Raw genomic sequence first — 19258 nt, 5'->3', positions numbered from 1 at the left:
ATAATTTCAGATTCAATCGTTCCTAGATTGGTATCAAAACAAGTATTTATTACAATACATTATACCACAAAATATAAACTTCTGTTTGTAATTATATTTTTTATAATCCGAAGAAATGGATTTGAAACAGAACCCATCTCCATTAGAAAAAGCCTGTCCTAAGACAAGGCTTTTACATATATCTCTTTAAAATCTCGGATTTTCATAGAAATCTAAATACTATATTTATAAATCAATATTTTCACAAAACTATGTCATCACCTCACTATCTAATCTCAGTACATAAACCATTATTTTCTATAACTTTGTCTCAATCTTGATTTTTTTCTTCAATCCAAGAAAAGCTCCTACTATAAACATTATTCCGGCAGCTAATAGCGTCTGGACTCCACTTGCTGTTCCGGTTTTTGGTAACTCATTAGGATTGTTAATAGTTGATTTACTATTGGTGTCTGTATTTTTATTAGTTACGTTCCCTTGTTCATTTAGATAAACGTTCTTGTTAATTTCAAAGTTTTTATCATTTTCATCAGAAACAATACTGTTGACATCATTAGTTGAATCAGATTGTGTTTTTTCTTTCTTTTTCGATAAATCAAAAGTAGGTTTATTTTCCTCCTCCTTTTTCTCCTCTATTTTCTTAAATACAGGTTTTATAAGGGTATCTTTTGATAGATTGATAACATAGCCAGCATCTTTTTTCCCTTCGACACCAGAAACTTCCCAGCCATCAAATTGATATCCTTTTTCTAATTCACCCTTATAGACAGGTAAAATGAAATCTTCTTCCGACACTATCGTTGAACTCATTTCTTTTCCATTTTGAATGGTCACAGTCACCGTATGAGGTTTTAATTCGCTTACCTCTCCCGTATCTTTGTTTAAAATGAATTCTTTTACAGTCGTATTTCTTGCGAAATCTTTTACAACAATCTTAATATTTAGTGTCTTATCCGTTAGTTGTTTAATATCATCCAATGATTTGTATTCTTTTCCATTTACATAAATATGTTGTTCTTGAATCTCGCCATCGAATCCATTATTTCTCTTATCATTGATGTTAAAGACTACAGATTTTCCGTTAGCATATTCGATACTAGTATTTCCCTTAGGATCAATGTTTACTTCTGGTTTAACATTATCATATAAAAATTGATAGTGTACACCAACCGCTTTCGCATTCAAATCGCTATAGCCAGTTTGAAGATAAACATTTCCATCCATATCTGTTACCTTATCTGGAAATCCGTTTGCTTTATAGTCTTTCATTCCCCAGTCCATGATGTCACCGTCTTTAACATTAAGTTTAATGTTAAAATCTCTAGTGTTATCAATGTGTAAATCTCCGTAGATTAAATAATTATCTACAACCGATTCATTAACTCTCAACTCCCAGTTAAAACCACCCTTATCAGAAATCTTACCTCTTAAATAAAATTCTGGATTTCGTACATAAATTTTATTAGATTTAGATGGATTAAAGTAGTTCTTGTCCATTGAAAGGTTTACTGGTTTTGCATCAATAAATAACATAGAGCCATCTTCTTTTATAGCTTCTACATTGGACTTATCCTCTCCAGTGTACTCTTTACCATCCTTACCAAATAATACAAGTTTAGAAGGATCTGTTACAAGATTTCCATCTTTATCTATTGCTTCCCCTTTATCATTCATTTTAAATGTAAACACTTGATACCTTACAATGTTAAAGCCGTCCAAAGCCGACATTAATACTGATTGAGCACTTCTTCCATCTTCAACATTTCTACTATCAGCATAAATTATTTTTTCTGAAAGGACTCTTATATTAGGATTGGCCTTTTGTATTTTTGCTATATCTTCCTTGCTATAGACCCCATTTCCTTCTAACATATCTGTTTTTCCAGGATTATAGGTAGTCACTTTTAGTGCATAGCCTTTTCTTAGAATGATGTTATCCTTTAACAGATATTGTTGTTTTTCTGAATCAGAATAGATTTTACCAGATTCCATTTCAGTTAAATTGTTTGGTTTGTTTTTTGAAAGATCTCCTTCCCCTAATTCTATGACATTCCCATAACTTGATGCATAGGGATATTCTGTTTTAGTTTCCTTATTTTTTTCAGGCATTCTAATTTTAGTCTCAGCTTTTATCCGTTCATCATCTTTAACAAAGAATCTCATATCTCCTGCAAAAGCTAATCCATCCACAATATCATTAATATTAGCGTATAAATCAAAGGTCATCGTTTTTGAATGGGAATCATACTTGGTCGTTTTGATTTCTATAGATTTATAGTTATTTCCATAGTATACCTTAGCATTTTTAGAAACATTACTTATCTTTCCAAGAATTTCAAAGTGTCCATCTTTAGATGGGCTTAGAACACCATAAATTTTTGATTTGATTTCGTCAAGTTTTTCAGTTTCATATTGTAAGGCACTACCATCGTCATAAGCAATGATCTTCCCCTTATCATCGTATTTATAATCGTATTCCTCTATTCTCTTACCAGTTTCACTTGTAAAGTCATCAACTTCTCTAAATTTCTTTTTAATGAGTTTCTTTAAGTCTTTGCTTTCAAAATCTCTAATTGTTGAAATGGCTTTATTGATAGTAAAGCTAGATTTTTCTTCGATAGAATCTTCATTTTCATGATGATGTTCTACCTCAGTTGTATCTTTTTTAAGACTGTCCTCTTTTCTATTTTCTAAATTTTTAAATTTAGATTCAGGAATTTCTCCAAGCTTTTGGTATTTAGATGAATCTTGATCAGGATCTATTAAATAATACGAAATCATTCCATTTTGATCTGCATGATCAGCAAATTTAATTCTATGAATCTTTGTGAAATTGCTAGAGCCATCTAATGCAATTACTTCAATGATTTTTCCTCTTAAATCTCCCGCACCATTAATTTCATAAATGGTATTTCCGTCTTTGTCAAGTTTCCTATTTCTTCCTTGACCCTCACCTGCATAAGTTACTTCAAGATTTTTCTCAACCTCTCCATCTTCATTAACAAGAGCGGCGCCAGCATACCACACCTCGTTTGCAATCTCATCAAATTTTTCAGGATGTTCTTTTTGATCTCTAGCAAATAACGTTTCATTCTTGTATTGCTCTTTTACCTTGTGATAAGTATCCTTTGTGATTAGCTTAATTTTTTCAGGATTTGAAAAATCAATCGAAACAATCTTAGGGGCTGTATTATCAATTTTTACAGGAATATAGGAAACCTGCCATGGGTAATCCTTAGTTAATCTATATTTAAATTTATAGAAATATTGACCTTCTGCAATCGGTTCAAATTGTCCTCGTATCTTAGTAGCAGGATCTTGATTGTCATTACTTTCTGGGGCATTTTCTTCTCTACCTCTAGGGTTATAAATGAGTCCATCCCATTTCAAATCACCCCAAACTTTTAGCTTAGAAGATTTAATGCCCTTTGCATCATTTCTTTTAGAGTTTAAAATTCCTTTAATAAAGTGTTCTCTCGAGATGACTTTTAAGTCTCTTTGATTTTCTCCCTCTTTATTTGTATTTACTATTGAAATCAATCCTTCTTCTGCACTTCTTAATACAAGTGGAGAAGGTGTTAATCCTCTCTCAAGTTGAGCATCTTGAGGATTTCCATTTGAATCTAAAGGATAAATGTTAGCAATCTTAGAACCACTTGATGATGGTGCGTTGATTCCTTCGTTATTGAAAGCAAATAATTCTGGATTTTGATCTAGGGATGTTCTATTTTTATCTTTTCTATTTTGTATAACTCCTGCTGGATTAAATTTATCTATACCATGTTCTCCACCAATCCCCTTATTTAAGGTACCTGGAATTTTTGGTTTACCATCATCATCATAACCTTCCATTGTTTTTGATTTTGATCCTTCTTCCCAAGCCCATTTATCAAGTATTGGTTCGTGGTTCCAATTCCCAGCAAATCCCATTAGAGGCATCGACAAAGAAGGTTGGAAGTTTATTTTCTTACCGTTGGAGTTTAGAGCTTCCATTTCTTCCACTGACTCAAAATGAATAAATGATTCTACAAATTTATTTTTGTTTTTAGCCTCCCCAACATTTATAACTGCATTTAAATCAAAGCTAGAATTTGGGCCTATAGTGAAAGTGTCATGCTCAAATGTGATATTTGCTCCTTTAATTTTTTCTGGGTGGATTTCTGGAACAATTTGCTTCCCATCTGGAGATTTTTCGTCTTTGTATGTTTCATCCAGTTTTAGTCTGTCAGTTAGAACATCTGTAGTTACCGCTGATGCTGAAACTTTAAAGGTTAAAGGTCTGTTGGATGTATTGTGAAGCTTAATTGTAAAGTATTTTTTATCTCCTTTTATTTCTTTAAGAGAAATAGAACCATAAGAGTTTACCAAACCTTTAGAATCCGTGTTTTTGAAAGTTGCGACGACTTCATTTCTCAAAGCATTGGCAACATTAATTAGCCCTGCTCCCTGTTGTCTAGGTGATGCAAAGTATTGACTTTTTTCTTTCCAAGAAGTCGCATCCATCATAGGACGTGCAGTATTTTGTAGAGCTATTTTGGTAAGACTTGTAAGGTCTATCTTGTCATCTCCCTTAAGATTTTTCAATACAGGTCTTTCAAGCACTTCCTTTAACTTCGGTCTAATCAAAACAGTAGAAGCTGCTACGATTGGAGTCGCCATACTAGTTCCTGACATATAGCCATAAGTTGATTTACCATTAATGACATTGAGAGTAGATTTAATATTTTTACCTGGTGCTGAGACATCAGGTTTTAAAAGTAAATCTGTTCTCGGTCCCCAAGATGTAGACCCTGCTGGAACGATGATATCTTCTTTATACAGTTCTTTGTCTGTGTCAGATGCAAATTTAAAGTCAATCTCTTTTTCGTCACCTACATTCGGTTTATTAGAATTATAGCTTGCCATATCAATTGGATAGTATTGCTCCAATTTATCTTTAAAATCTTCTTTATTATTCCTTTTGACTTCAGTTTTTTTATCAGGATTAATCATATTCCATAGCTTTACACCATCATCTCCTGAAATTGAAAATACTTGACTTTTAGTCCCTTCATCCGCTTCATATCCCATGGCTGGAAGCTCTGTCCAATTATCTCTATTGTAGTAATTTACAGTATTTACAACCATAATGGCGCGTGCACCCTTATCCGTTGCTCGTTTAAAAGCATCTTTTAAATCCTTGGTATAAATTCGATCCATTACTGCAATTTTGCCCTTAAGATCCAATCCTATCAAATCTTTGTCTTGACCTTTGCCTATATATACAAATTTTAATTTATTTGGAGCTTTTGACCCATCCTCATTTGTCAGGATTTTATTTTTATCAAAAAAAGCCCCTATATTTCTGTATTTAAAACTTTGTCCTCCAATGTTAACCTTATCAAACTCAACGGTTTGATTTTTAGCAGAAGCAACTGCTATTGCATCTTCATGTGCGGCAGTTCGTGTTACATTTCCAGTGTCGGTCATTTTCAGATTATTATTTGCCACTAAATCCCAAGAAGAACTTGAAGCAGAAGTCGCATAGTTACCCGTAGCTACAACCATTGGAATGCCTGCTTTTCTTAATGCTCTAATGGCTTGCCAATATTTCTCACCTACAAGACCTGTTCCTGTAAAGCCAGATGATACCGAAACAACATCGACATTGTGTTTGATTGAATCTTCAATAGCATGAAACATTGTTTCATCCCCTGCGAACCCAGATCCTGCGTCAGAGTACATTTTATAAGAGAAAATTTGTGCATTAGGTGCAATTCCATCTATTCCGTTAAAGTTTTTGATATCTTTTTCAGTATCATTTCCCGCTAGAATCCCTGCAATATGCATCCCATGTGGATCAAAATAATCGCTTCCATCATCAGCTTTTTCTACAGTAATTTTACCACCATTATAATAATTGAAAGCATGAGGAATTTTATCACTCAACCAGAAATTTTTATCAGTACCTTTTAAGTCTTCTTTTTTAAATCTCATTGAGTCTTTAGCATCATCATCAATCCTCATGGCCTTATGCCTATAATCTGTCCCGGTATCGATATTTGAAATGACCATACCTCTACCATCAAAATTTTTACCAAATGGAGCATTAATAGACTTTAGGTAATCGATAGCCTCTTCAACTCCAATTTCCTTTCTGGCATGATTCATCATTGGTTGGACCTTTTGTGATCGTTCAATTGATGAAATACCTTCTATTTGTTTAATTTTGTCCAAGTTATCTGGAGTTGTTTCTATGGCACTACCGTTAAAAACTGTATCATAAGTATATAAAACTTTTGTATTCTTAAGATTTGATAGTTCCTTGATCGCTTTTTCTCTAGATTCTTTATCTTTAAATTCAGCAATATAGACAATTTTATCTTCTTTTTTCGGATTCTCTGTGTCTTTATTTACAAATGAATCTGCACGTTCTCTTTTGGTTTGATCGAAATCTTCTTTGATTTTGGCTTCTTCATTACTAGTTTTATTACCTATCTCAAGATTTTTACTAACAACTTCCTTTTCCTCAATAACTGTTGTTTTTTTCTCTTCAGTATCCTTTGAAGTTTCTATAGCATTATGAATATCTTCATGTTTCTCTTTATTTTCTGTTTCCTTATCTACTACTACTTTTTCTTTATCAGAGATATTTAAAGCATCTTCAGAGCTAGATGTGTCTGCTAACACTACCTCATTGGGGACATATGCTGCTAAAATAACTGCAGCTGCAGTTAATGACAATACCGTACTTTTTTTCATTTTAATTCCTTACATATTTATTTAACTTCCAATAGATAGAAAACTTTAACTTTGCTAGCCTTTGTTATAAAAAGTTTTATGAAGTATTATCTAGTGGGATAGAGTAGTACATTTATATATAATTGATAGCTCTCTGAAAAATAGTATATCATTTAAAAAATTTAAGTCAAGAAAAATTAACACTACTTAATTTTTTTTTTAATCCGTATTAACAAAAAATCTAGTCAATAAATTTTGTAGTTAACTGGGTACAGTATAAACTCATTCGTACCATCAAAAATATTATCAATCAACTTGAATAACTACCGAAATCTCAAAAAGGGGGGAAATGATACAATTTATGCCTCAATAAACATGCAAAAACAACCGCAATAATTTTCAACGGTTGTTTTTTAACATATTTAATTTTTAACTCTCATCCTATTTAACTCTTACGATCCAGCACTCTCGTAGGCGTCCAAGCCCCTATCCCAGAGTTTCAAAGAAATGACAAAGAAAACAAGGGAAATCACAATTAACCCACCAATGTTAAAGAGTCCATCCTTGTCCTGCAAGAAATAGCTGGCAGGATAGTAGGCTGTAAAGGCGAAAGGCACGATAAAACTAATCAACCAACGAAGAAGCGAATTGTAAATGGAAATCGGGTACTTAGCAAAGTCATTAAACATATAAAAAATGTAAATCATGGCTCCTGACTGCTTGGTCCAAAAAGCGATACTGGCTGTCGCGATTTTCAGGGAAGTATAGATCAGGGTCGCAAAAGGAATACAGACTAGGAAAATCAGGAATTTTGGAAGAGTCCAAGCAATGCTAGATACCGTGGTCGCTAGCAGAAGGCCTCCGACCAAGAGTTCACCCAAGGCATCAATCTGAAAAGTCTCAACCAGGATGTGAAAGAGAGGATTGATAGGCCGAGTCAGATACTTGTCAAATTCTCCCTTTCGCACCAAGCGCTGACCTAGAGCCCAAAGATTGTCAAAAAAGAGATGGTCCAATCCCTTGGGAATCAAGGAAAAACCGTAGATAAAGGCTATTTCTTGAAAGGTCCAGCCTTCTAGCGATGGGATGTGTTGAAAGAGTACATTGAGAAACAAGAGGTTTAGACCTTGAGTCAGAAAGACACCTAAAACACCAACTACAAAATCCACCTTGTATTCCATGATTTGCTTGATGTATTGTCTGATAAAAATCAGATGCATGCGTTGATATTTTTTCATCCTAACCTCCTTGAATGGTAATGAAAGACTGGACTCGTTTCCAAATCAACTGAGACAAGCTAAGCATCACCAAGAGCCAGAAGAACTGTAGCAAAAGCGCCTGAAGAATCTGACTGGCATCGTATTTTCCAACAATAATCATGACTGGAGTATAAATCAAAGATGAAAAAGGCAAGAAGGACAGAATATCTGAAACGATCTTTGGAAAGAAAGCCAAGGGAATCAAACTTCCAGACATAAAGGCCACTATAGAAGTCTTGAGTAGATTGGAACCCCATAGATTTTTAAAAACAAAAGCTGAAAACCCAAAGCAGATATTAAAGAAAAAGTTGATCAGGTAGGCTAGGATTAAGCTAAAGAGATAAAGGATGGTTAATCCTAGCACTTCTACAACCCCTTGCCCAGATAAAATTTTCATCAATACGATGACACTTAAAAATGGCAGTCCAACAGAGATAAAAATCAACCACTTGGATCCAAGTTCCGTAAAGAGGTAAGAAGCTGCAAAATGCACCGGTCTCAACAAGCGCATGATAATGGAACCATCCTTGACCTCCTCCCCAATCATAAAGGAGCTATCCGACCTAGTCAAAAGATTAGTCACAAAACTCATGATGATGTAGAGGGTGATATCCGCCATACTGAAGCCCTGAATCAAAGACTCCTGCGAGGAATCAAAGACCGCCTTCCAGAGATAAAAGGCCACAAAAGCACCCATGACATCGCCAATCCGATAAAGAATAAAGTTGACTCGATAGGTAATCAACTCCTGAACCCCTGCATTGATAAAGGGTTTATAACGTCTCCACAATTTGACCATCTTAGAGCTCCTTTCGATAGAAGCGACGGATAATATCCTCAATATCCGTATCCAGCATCTTCAAATCGCGAATTTCAAAATCAGACAGGGTTTGCTTGATAATCTCAGCCGACTGGTAGCGGGAACTATCGAATTCAATATTTAGACTATTTCCTTGTCTATCAATGGTCATATCAGGCAAGCCTTCAAAGTGAGAGACTAAATGACTTTGACCTGGTACCAGTTCAAAGGAGAGAGTCTTCATCTTGCCAAAGGTTTCCTTGAGCTGGCTCACCGTTCCATCAAAAATCTCTTGCCCCTTGTCAATCATAAAAATCCGATCACAGAGTTGCTCAATATCACTCAGATCGTGAGTGGTCAAGAGAATGGTTGTTTCTTCCTCCTGATTGATCTGAGTAATTGCCCGACGAATGTTATCCTTGACCGAAACGTCCAAACCAATGGTCGGCTCATCTAAAAAGAGAACCTTGGGATTGTGAAGCAAGGAAGCGGCAATATCCGCCCGCATTCGTTGACCAAGCGAAAGAGTCCGCACGGGGTCCTTGATAAATTCCTTCAAATCCAAGACTTCATTCAAAAAATCCATGCGCTTATGAAAGAGCGAGTCTGGCACATCGTAAATCTCTTTCAAAACCGTGTAAGTCTCTTGCAGAGCCAAATCCCACCATAGCTGGGTGCGTTGCCCAAAGACCACTCCAATATCCTTGACATAATCTTGGCGATTGTCTTGCGGAATCTTGCCGTTAATCCGACAAAAACCAGACGTCGGTTTCAAAATTCCTGTCAGCATTTTAATGGTTGTTGACTTCCCAGCACCATTTGCCCCGATAAATCCTAAAATCTGCCCCTTTGGAACTTCAAAAGTCAAATCCTTGACCGCCTCAAATGTCTGCTTTTCAGGATGAATAAAGGAGCGCAAAGCCCCCTTCAAACCTGGTTCCTTCACTGTCTTCACAAAATTTTTCTGAAGATGTTCCACTTCTATCATTGCCATATCTCATGCCATCCTTTTCTTCGATTAATATTTTAAGCTATTTTTCCTATCCAAACTAATACTCAATGAAAATCAAAGTGCAAATTAGTAAACTAGCCACATGTTGCTCAAAGCACAGCTTTGAGGTTGTAGATTGAACTAACGAAGTCAGTAACATATATAAGGCAAGGAGAAGCTGACGTGATTTGAATTTGATTTTCGAAGAGTATAAGAAAAATAAAATTTCATCTCCTTACTATACTACCACTTTTACCTCTAAAGGAACATAGACATTTAAATCAAATTAAAGAAAAAGTCCATTTTTAATTGTTAATAAGGTTATCTACATTCTGATTTAAAATTTATTTTATTTTTCGTACTATATTCAGTTTAAACTCTATCTCTTTGTAAAACTTAGTTTGAAACGGTTTCATTTCAAATGATTTTAAAATTGGTTATATCAATATGCAAAGGCTCTATATCACTTTTATTTCAAATCATTGAATGAGTCTGATTAAAATTGAATAAATGAGACAGTTGCTGATACGATAGAATAAATCTTATATCTCTTCGTAATTAAATTGTTTTCAAAAAATCAAATGTTAATTGAGGATCATTATCTTGAACAATTGCGTCAATAACCTCATCTATTTTATTCTTTATCAACTTCATTGATTTATCTAGCTCATAAATACCAGCTTTAGAATTAAATTCTTCATCTATTTGGTAAAATGTAGCCATATCAAATTCTTTGTTATAATGTGCTTCAGGATTATGGTACAAGTTACTTACTGTATCCTGTACTATTTCGCTAAGATTTGGGAAATAGATCTCATCCCAGTATTTTTGAGCTAAACTACCTCCATTACCACCTACAGCAAATAAATCAATTACTCCTTTACTTCTTAGAAAATCGAGAAAACATTTTATAAATATCGCTTGTTTTAGGTTTTGTTCTCTCTTCTTTCTGATAGTAATACCATGGATATTTGTAATTACCTTTTCTTTTTCATCGATTATTACTATTGACCTTCCCTTTTCAAACCCTTCTGCACCAAAAATCAACTCCCCCTTTTTAAGTATTTTTAGCTTATTTGAATTTCCCAGATATTCCACTTTATTTACTGTCCCATATTTTGATAAAAACTTAGGTAACATCAATTCATAAAAATTCGATCTATATCTCTTTGAGTAGATACTTCTTCCTATATTCGATATTTGTAAATTTTGTCCTCTTGATAACTCATACCCTAATTCTTTAAGAGTTGAGTAGCCATATTTATAATTTTTAATTTTAAAGTTTATTTCCTTAAAATAAGATCCATATAAATTAGTGTCTAACCTATTTTTCTTTTTTAATTCACTAATAGTTGGTTGGCTGAAGGTAAATACTTCGTCCTTTTGATTGCTAGCAATTTCATTCTCTATACTATGCAAAATCTTCTCATGTTTTATTTTTATAAGCTTTTCTTTTTTAATAACAGACTTAACAAGCGTTTCTATATAATCAATGATTTTTTCTCTATTTTTCTTTGGAAATATAATGGAACATTCTAAAAACAAGGTTTTAGCATGCCTAATAGTCGCACCTTTGGGAACAAGTAAATCTAACTGTTCTCTAAAAGCGGAATGTTTAATAAATGCAAAAATATAGTATTTATCTTTCTCAATAGGAAGTTTATACATAGCACTTGATATCATCATTTTGGGGTAATCATCATCTAAAATAGTAATCTCACCTATATTACTATCTTTTGATAAAATTAAATCTCCCTTTTTTAAATTCATTTCTTTAAAACTCGACGGTTTAATCCTTAATAGAGACTCTTTGTTAAAATCTGGTAAATAGTTAAAATCTTGAAGAGCTTTCGTTCTTAAAAAAGTGTATGGAGATTGATCTACATAGTTGTCTGATCCAACATCACTACCTTTAAATTCATTACTTAAAGAACATGATAATAACTCCTTAAGAAAAATACCATTTGTATTTTTAAAATTAACTTTTTCGTATAGTGATGACGAAAGGATAAAGTCGTCTTTATTGATATCAGAGAATTTTATAAACTCAGGAGTAATCGTATATCTTTTCTGCATTTTACTTTTCCTTTACGAAAATATCTTGTAGATCTTTTTCTTGGCTTAAACACCATTCTTTAAACTCTAAAATTGTTGATGTGAAATCTTCATCTATAATTGCATTACCTTCATTATCAATTTCCACCTCAAATGTTTCAGGATTTATTTTATAAGTTTGTGAAAAACGCTTTACTCTATTGGAAGTAACAACCTCATACCCAACTTTTTTTATCGGTTTAAAAAACACCTGATAATCTTGATTTTTCAATTGTTCTAATCTATCTTCTGTCGGCTTATAAGCTACAATAATTGTTGTATTCACTCCTGTTTCAGCAAATACATTCGCTGGTAAATCAAAAATTGCTACGATTCTCATCTTTTTCATAAGCCACTCTCTAGCTAATCTATGTGTATCAATACTTGCAATCGAATTTGAGAGTACAATACCCATCCTGCCTTGTTCGGCTAATATTCTGTAGGCATTTTCTAAAAATAGAACACCTAAATCAATTTTTGAAGTTGCTTTTTTCTTTCCTTTATTGTCTGTACTGTATAAATTCCACATTTCATAACATTCTAACATTTCCACTTCTTTTTTATCAGTTGGTTTAAAAGCTCTGTTATCACCAAATGGAGGATTAGTCAAAACAACATCAAACTTCTTTAATTTTGTATTATCTGGGCGGTCATCCCAATTTCCATCCTTATTCATTGAAGGAACTAGATCTATAATATTTCCTGAAACATCAAACTTTGATAATAGAGATCCATTCCCAGATTTTGCGACAATTTTAGCATTGCCATCTCCATTTAACAACATATTCAGTGTTGCTAACATTACCATTTGCTCATCAATATCCATTCCAAAAATATTATTATCATCAAGCTTACTATTAGAATTTACATAAGACACTGATAGAAAGTCTGCAATACCCACAGTGGGATCAATTACTGACTCATCTTTTCTAGGATTCACTATTTTTACTAAAAAATCAATGAGTGGTAGCGGTGTAACAAATTGTGCATTCTGCTCCTTTGCAAATGGAGCAGCAAACTGATAAAAGACTAATTGGTATAGGTCCGTTTTATGAGATTTAATAAAGGTATAATTTTGAAATTGACGTACAATTTCTATCAAAACTTTTATATGGGACTCTTCCTTAAAATCTATAGCGTTATCTTTAAGAATCCTATAGTATTGTCCTTCTGCTTTTTCCTTTAAAGAAGAAATTCTTTTAATAAAATTTTGAATACCAGAATCAGATAGAGACTTATAATCTACCTCACTTGTGGTTACATAAAAGTCCAAGAATTCTTTGGAATTCTTCTCATTTGCCTTTTCATCAAATATTTTTAGAGTTAAGATTTATATTAATATTTCAAACCCTTTCTGATTTACCAATCCCACTCTATCCATCATTTTTAAAATACTACTCATCGAATTATTTATTTGAATTGATTGGATACCCGAGATTACTTCTAAATCCTTGATTTTTTGTCTAGTTATATCAATTTTTTTACTATGCCCTTTTGATATCAAAGTATTAAAATCAGGAAGGTTGACATATGGATCCGGCACAAGTAAAGATAACTCTGAAGTTTTACTTGCTAATCCTTTAACATTATATTCATCACTATATCTTACAAATGATTTTTCTTCTTTCTTAAATAAAAAAAGTCTTTCTGTATCATAAAGAACACCAAAACAAGGATCTTTTCTGCTTTCATTCATGTAAGATTTAAGTTGTTTATCCCAAACTTCAGCTACATTTTTTGCATCCTCTTTTTTAAATTCTAAAGCAACTAATAAATGCTGTTTAAGCCATTCTAGACTATCTAAATCGTTATTCTGCCAATATTTCTGATAATGACCAAACCATTCAATATCATCAAAGATAGCTGCATCTAATTTGATAGGTGCTGAGTCTTTGTTGCCTTTTGGAAACTGAACTTCAGTCCCGATAAAATCTCTTGCATACATTCCTGAATTAACAATGGAATATAAAAACTGCCACTTATAATACTGTTCATTACTACTTCCATTTTTTTTTCTCAATTCAACAACTTTATTATATTTTAAATGTTCTGGCAAGAATGCTACAAAAGTTTCTGATGTTCCATATTTTTTATCAAATTCTTCTTTATATTTTCCAAATAAACTCATTTTTTGTACCTCATAACATTTCAATTAATACTATTATACATTATTTTCCGAATTAACTTCTAAATAACTAAACAAATTTCCTGTGGAATCTATTTTTCTACTTATTAAGAGTTAAGAGAAAATAATGGTTCCGTCCATCTTTTGCATTCTCCTTATTTAGTCTGAATCGGACTGACTGATTGGGCAAATAAGAACAAATCAATCATTTTAAACCTTCCAGTCCGCCAGTAGAATGACCTCCAATTAGTTTACTTCTCGCAATCCTTCTTGATACTGACTCACTCTTGAAAAGCATTCATAAACCAGATTACAACAAGAAGCCTCTGAATTATAGTATTCTAAATAATTTCTTAAACTCATCTGAAAATGGAAAGTTAAATAAAAACGGTAAACCAAGACGAGTAGGAATTGATATTGATAATAAAATAAGTTTCAATAAGCATATTTCAACTCACATTTTTCGTCACACACATATCAGCTTTTCAGCTGAGCAAGGAATCCCACTCGGAGCAATTCAAGATTGTGTTGGACATACACGAGGAAGTCGTAGCACCGATATCTATTTGCACGTTACGCAAAAAACAAAAGATCTAATCCTTCCCGTATTAGATTCGTTAACAAAATAAGTGTGGCAAATTTGTGACAAAACAAAGAAAAAAGGGTTATCCAAATCGGATAAACCCTGTTATATCAAGCTTTTACAAGCTTATTAAGCTTTACCTTCTGAACCGAATACGTCGATACGTTCTTCAACTGATGCTTGGATAGCTTTTACACCGTCAGCCAAGAATTTACGTGGGTCGAAGAGTTTCTTCTTGTCGTATTCTGCTTCGTTTGCTTCGTAGTCACGAGCAAATTTACGAGTTGCGTTAGCAAATGCGATTTGGCATTCAGTGTTAACGTTAACTTTTGCAACACCAAGTTTGATAGCTGCTTGGATTTGGTCATCAGGGATACCTGAACCACCGTGCAATACGATTGGGAAGCCTGGAACTGCTTCTGTCAATTTTTGCAAGTGGTCAAGGTGAAGACCTTTCCAGTTTGCAGGGTATGGACCGTGGATGTTACCGATACCAGCTGCCAAGAAGTCGATACCAGTTGCAACCATTGCTTTAGCATCTTCGATTGGAGCCAATTCACCATCACCGATGATTCCGTCTTCTTCACCACCGATAGTTCCAACTTCAGCTTCTACTGATACACCATTTGCGTGAGCAAATTCTACAACTTTACGAGCTTTTTCAAGGTTTTCTTCAACTGGAAGGTGTGAACCGTCAAACATAACTGAAGTATAACCAACTTGAATACACTCAAGTGCATCTTCGTAGTGACCGTGGTCAAGGTGGATAGCTACTGGTACAGTGATACCCATTGACTCAACAAGGTTAGCGATCAAGTTGCGAGCAACTTTGTAACCACCCATGTATTTAGCAGCACCCATTGAAGTTTGGATCAAAACTGGAGCTTTTTTAGCTTCTGCTGCGCGCAAGATAGCTTGAGTCCACTCAAGGTTGTTTGTGTTAAATCCACCAACTGCATAACCGTTGTCACGAGCTGCTTGGACAAATTTTTCTGCTGAAACGATTGCCATTTGTCAGGCCTCCTATATATTTTTTGGGACATCCCATTTACATTGTTCATTTTATCACTTTTTGACAAAAAAAGCTAGTTTTTCCCATACTTTAGATTGAATTTCTTACAATTAAAGCAATGTAAACCTTTTCTTTCCCCTAGTCTTGCACGACTTTAGGATAACGCATGAAGAAGGTCAAACGATCATCTTGCATCTCAAAATGATAAGGTAATTTCTCATGTTCTAATAGACTCTTGACCACAAAGAGTCCCATTCCTGAACCCTTGGCCTTGCGACTAGCATTGCCAGAAAAAGACTGGGCCAGTTTTTCTTGTTCTTCAGGACTACAGCTATTCTCGATAAAGAGTTCCCCTTCTCTCTCCCCGATGCGGACCAAGCCGCCTAGAGTGGAGTGCTTGATGGCATTGCTGATGAGATTCGATAGGATTAGTTTCATGACAGATGGGTTTATGTAAGCCTGCTGATGGGTTAGGCTAATGTCTATCTGAACTTTTCTTTCCTTGGCTAGTAAAGTATAATCCTTAACCAGAGTTTGCGTCATTTGGAGTAGGTCAATGTTCTCCTTCTCCTCTCGCAATTCCTGAACCGAAGAAAGAGAAAGAATCTGAAGAACGTGGTGACTAAGGTCGTCCACAATCCCCAAGGCAACTCCCAGATAGTGGTCTCTATCCTTGTAACGACCAATATTTTCTTTCATATTTTCGATTAGGATTTTGAGACTAGCCAGAGGGGTTTTCAGCTCATGAGAGGCTCCTCGTAGAAATTCAACCTTCATCTTCTCAAGCTGGAGAATGGCTTCATTTTTCTCATGCAAATCGGCAATGACAGTCAAAAGATGCTGGTAAAGGCTATTGATTTGTTCCTTGAGATCACCAATCTCATCCTTAGAGTCCACGCGCAATCGCACTTGAGCATCTAGTTCCATCATCCGACGGGTCACCCGCTTGATTTCCAAAATCGGTGCAACAATGATTCGAGCGTAGATGTAAGCTACCAAGAGGGAAATCAAAAACGATGCCAGCAAGGTATAGGGAAGAAACTGGAGGCTAATTTGCTCTGCTTCCTTTTGCAAATCCATCGAAGCTAGAAATTGCAGAGTCATGGTACTACCATCCTGCGTTCTCACCTCACGCTCCTCGATAAAGAGAGAGGTGGTCTGGCGGTCTGTGTCCAGAGGAAGATTGTCCTTTACTTCTAACTTGTCCTCTGTCATCTCTCCCTTGACGGCCCCCTTGATATCACTAGTCTGGGAATACAAGTCTAATACTTGCTCGATACTTTGCCTATCCTTTCCTTCTAGGGACTGGGAAATGGCTGTTGCTTTCTGACCAATGGTTTCCTGACGATGACTCAGATAAGTCGAGGGAAAGAGAAAATAAATGGCTAAATGAAGACAGACGACCAGAACACTAAAAATCGAGAAAGTATAGATAAATATCTTTGTAAATAAACCTGTTCGTTTCATTTTCGCTCCAATTTATAACCAACATTGCGCACAGTGAGGATACAATCCAAGTCTAGCTTTTTCCGCAGTTCCTTGATATAAACATCAATGACACGGTCAAAGGGAACCTCATCTGTCGCCTTCCAGACAGCATCGATAATCTGAGAACGAGTCAAGGCCCGGCCTTCATTTTTTACCAGATAGTCCAGAATTTCCAACTCTTTGGCATTGATGGCCACTTCCTCACCTGCTAGGCTTGCACTGTAGCTCTCAAAGTCCACCTTGGTATCCTTATAGGAGAAGATTCGCCCCGTATCATAGTAGCGCTTGAAAATCGCATCTACTCTCACTTTTAAAAGGGAGAGGGAGAAGGGTTTTTCTAGATAGCCGTCTGCTAGCGAAGCAAAGGCACTCATCTTGTATTCTTCATCCTGAAAGGCAGTCAACATTAAAACAGGGACCTGGCTAGTCTTACGAATCTCTGTCAGAACTTCCAGTCCATTCAGTTTTGGCATCTGGATGTCCAGTAGAACCAAGGCAACTTCATAGTTTGAAAATTGCTCCAAAGCTTCTTCACCGTCTGCTGCCTGAATAGTCTCATAACCACAATCCGTTAAATAATCACTGACTCCTTCACGGATCATATCCTCATCTTCTACAATTAAAACTTTCATAGAAAAAACGTTTCACATTCCTTTAAATTTCTTGTAAATCTCTCTGTTTCCCCCTGATTGGAAGAAGCCTTATCAAGACGAAGCAGATAAAAATGCTACCTATATTATACCCCATTTAGGGGAGAATAGGTAGCAAGTTTTTTATTCGCTATCGAGCAAGAGTTCTTTTGGTTGTTTTCTAAGGAGATTGCTTGAAGCAAGCGCCATAACAAGAACGACTAGAACTAAAGCAAGAACAAAGACGATGATAAAGTCTGATGTCTGAATGGAAATGTCTAGGCTCGACAAGGTCTTGCTAAAGCCGTCTACTTCTGCACCACCACCAAGATTAGAGGCTTGAGCTGCCTTGCTGGCTTGCTTGGCAACACCTGAAGTAACATTGGCTAGGACGGTGTTTCCGATTGCACGCGCTGTGTAGTTAGCTAGGAAGTAAGCAGAAACAAGAGCAGGGATGGCAATCAAAATCGATTCAGTGATGAATTGACCCAAGATACTTGTCTGCTTGAGACCGATAGAGAGGAGAATTCCCACTTCCTTGCGACGAGCGTTGATCCAAAGGCTGAGTAAGAGGGCAAGGAGAAGGACTGAGAAACTCAAGCTACCCCAGAAGAGGAGATTAGCCATCTTGTACATACCAGAGATGGATTGCTCAAGAGCTGGGTAGTTAGAGGAGCTCTTAACGAGTGTGTAGCTCTTCCAGTTGATACCACTAATGCCATTCAACTCTTTCATGACATCATCCAAGTTCTTGTCCGCTGTTACAAAGAAGGTTGCATCCCCATAAATAGCTGTGTCTTCTGTGTATCCATAAAGTTTTGCAGCAGTGTGAATGTCTGTGATAGCTGTATTTTCGTAGAGTTCTTGTGAGTAGGTTACTGCTGACTTATTGTGACCATCAAAGAGTCCCTTGATTGTCACTTCAACTGTTTCCTTGGCACCTTTTTCATTGTCTGCATCGTAAACATTGGAGTCTAGTTTGACCTTATCTCCGACTTTCCAGCCGTGTTTTGCTGCCAAGTCCTTGTGCATGAGGATCTTGTCCTTGTCATCGTTGGTTAGGTGCTCACCTTCGACCAGCTTATACGAACCAGAGACAAACTTATCTTCTTTAGAGGAGTCATTGACACCTGTAAGCATCAAGCTGCTTCCAAACCGTTTGGCACGGTCTGCAGTGAGATTTTTCTTGGTTTCTGGCGTTTCAATGAGCTCATATCCAGTCAAATCTCCAATGGCGTTGATGCGTTTAACATAAGACTCGATGGCCTTGTTTTCGGTAATTTTTTTGATATCCTCACCCTTGATATTCCCAGCACCTCGAGGCGTTCCTTGATTGACGCGACGATTGATTTGCATGGAGAAGCTGTTGGTGATATTTTTAAAGGTCTCCTGAGAAGCCTTGGCAGTAGCTCCCTTGATCGACAAGCCGACCAAACTCAAGCTCGCCATGAGGAGAATAATCAGGAAGATAACAATCGATTTGAAAAACTTCCTTGTAACATAGGCAAATGCGTTGTGTAACATAGGTTCCCTTTCTAGATTTGATTTTATAATGCTA

At 35.5% G+C, this 19258-nt stretch carries 12 protein-coding genes; 1 reads left to right on the top strand and 11 read right to left on the bottom strand.

Features of this window, described 5'->3' with window-relative positions; translation table 11 throughout:
- Positions 1–297 precede the first annotated feature (297 nt).
- The 7 genes from FGK98_RS02700 to FGK98_RS09955 form a co-directional block, all read right to left on the bottom strand.
- On the bottom strand, positions 298–6741 hold the full coding sequence (locus FGK98_RS02700) for a S8 family peptidase (RefSeq protein ID WP_138099916.1): 6444 nt from the start codon (positions 6739–6741) through the stop codon (positions 298–300).
- A 431-nt stretch (positions 6742–7172) separates the two neighbouring features.
- Positions 7173–7958 (bottom strand): ABC transporter permease, encoded by a 786-nt coding sequence (locus FGK98_RS02695; protein ID WP_138099915.1) that lies wholly within the window; start codon positions 7956–7958, stop codon positions 7173–7175.
- Between the two features lies 1 nt (position 7959).
- Entirely contained in the window at positions 7960–8778 is an 819-nt protein-coding gene (locus FGK98_RS02690) for an ABC transporter permease (protein ID WP_138099914.1), read from the bottom strand.
- 1 nt (position 8779) lies between these two features.
- Positions 8780–9772, bottom strand: a complete 993-nt coding sequence (locus tag FGK98_RS02685; RefSeq protein WP_138099913.1) for an ABC transporter ATP-binding protein — start codon at positions 9770–9772, stop codon at positions 8780–8782.
- A 555-nt stretch (positions 9773–10327) separates the two neighbouring features.
- Positions 10328–11845, bottom strand: a complete 1518-nt coding sequence (locus FGK98_RS02680) for a restriction endonuclease subunit S domain-containing protein (RefSeq protein ID WP_138099912.1) — start codon at positions 11843–11845, stop codon at positions 10328–10330.
- Between the two features lies 1 nt (position 11846).
- Positions 11847–13136, bottom strand: a complete 1290-nt coding sequence (locus FGK98_RS09960) for an HsdM family class I SAM-dependent methyltransferase (RefSeq protein WP_197733255.1) — start codon at positions 13134–13136, stop codon at positions 11847–11849.
- A 57-nt stretch (positions 13137–13193) separates the two neighbouring features.
- The gene (locus tag FGK98_RS09955; protein WP_197733254.1) at positions 13194–13991 is read right to left on the bottom strand and encodes a hypothetical protein; all 798 of its coding nucleotides are present in this window, start codon (positions 13989–13991) and stop codon (positions 13194–13196) included.
- Positions 13992–14275: 284 nt separating this feature from the next.
- Here FGK98_RS09955 and FGK98_RS02670 point away from each other — a divergent pair, with 284 nt between their 5' ends.
- Entirely contained in the window at positions 14276–14617 is a 342-nt protein-coding gene (locus tag FGK98_RS02670) for a tyrosine-type recombinase/integrase (RefSeq protein WP_241993320.1), read from the top strand.
- A gap of 83 nt (positions 14618–14700) precedes the next feature.
- Here the strand turns inward: FGK98_RS02670 and FGK98_RS02665 are convergent, their stop codons facing one another.
- The 4 genes from FGK98_RS02665 to vex3 all read right to left on the bottom strand — a co-directional run bounded on the left by FGK98_RS02665 (position 14701) and on the right by vex3 (position 19224).
- Entirely contained in the window at positions 14701–15582 is an 882-nt protein-coding gene (locus tag FGK98_RS02665) for a class II fructose-bisphosphate aldolase (protein ID WP_001019005.1), read from the bottom strand.
- A gap of 139 nt (positions 15583–15721) precedes the next feature.
- Positions 15722–17050: a sensor histidine kinase VncS gene (gene vncS / locus FGK98_RS02660; RefSeq protein WP_138099910.1), complete on the bottom strand. Its 1329-nt coding sequence runs from the start codon at positions 17048–17050 to the stop codon at positions 15722–15724.
- Positions 17047–17703: a response regulator transcription factor VncR gene (gene vncR / locus FGK98_RS02655; protein ID WP_138099909.1), complete on the bottom strand. Its 657-nt coding sequence runs from the start codon at positions 17701–17703 to the stop codon at positions 17047–17049. Before vncR ends, vncS begins: the two co-directional genes overlap by 4 nt.
- Positions 17704–17844: 141 nt before the next feature.
- Positions 17845–19224 carry an ABC transporter permease subunit Vex3 gene (gene vex3 / locus FGK98_RS02650; protein WP_138099908.1) on the bottom strand — a complete coding sequence of 460 codons (1380 nt, stop codon included), beginning with the start codon at positions 19222–19224 and terminating at the stop codon, positions 17845–17847.
- Positions 19225–19258 lie beyond the last annotated feature (34 nt).

The organism is Streptococcus australis, assembly GCF_901543175.1.
Lineage (GTDB): Bacteria > Bacillota > Bacilli > Lactobacillales > Streptococcaceae > Streptococcus > Streptococcus australis_A.
The sequence above is the reverse complement of the archived record's forward strand: the minus strand, read 5'-3'. Positions and strand labels throughout refer to the sequence as shown.

Excerpts from the sequence above, each read along its gene's own strand:
- vncR (WP_138099909.1), bottom strand. The coding sequence starts at position 17,703 with ATGAAAGTTTTAATTGTAGAAGATGAGGATATGATCCGTGAAGGAGTC.
- FGK98_RS02685 (WP_138099913.1), bottom strand. The coding sequence starts at position 9,772 with ATGGCAATGATAGAAGTGGAACATCTTCAGAAAAATTTTGTGAAGACA.
- FGK98_RS02690 (WP_138099914.1), bottom strand. The coding sequence starts at position 8,778 with ATGGTCAAATTGTGGAGACGTTATAAACCCTTTATCAATGCAGGGGTT.
- FGK98_RS02680 (WP_138099912.1), bottom strand. The coding sequence starts at position 11,845 with ATGCAGAAAAGATATACGATTACTCCTGAGTTTATAAAATTCTCTGAT.
- FGK98_RS02665 (WP_001019005.1), bottom strand. The coding sequence starts at position 15,582 with ATGGCAATCGTTTCAGCAGAAAAATTTGTCCAAGCAGCTCGTGACAAC.
- vex3 (WP_138099908.1), bottom strand. The coding sequence starts at position 19,224 with ATGTTACACAACGCATTTGCCTATGTTACAAGGAAGTTTTTCAAATCG.
- FGK98_RS09955 (WP_197733254.1), bottom strand. The coding sequence starts at position 13,991 with ATGAGTTTATTTGGAAAATATAAAGAAGAATTTGATAAAAAATATGGA.
- FGK98_RS02695 (WP_138099915.1), bottom strand. The coding sequence starts at position 7,958 with ATGAAAAAATATCAACGCATGCATCTGATTTTTATCAGACAATACATC.
- FGK98_RS02700 (WP_138099916.1), bottom strand. The coding sequence starts at position 6,741 with ATGAAAAAAAGTACGGTATTGTCATTAACTGCAGCTGCAGTTATTTTA.
- vncS (WP_138099910.1), bottom strand. The coding sequence starts at position 17,050 with ATGAAACGAACAGGTTTATTTACAAAGATATTTATCTATACTTTCTCG.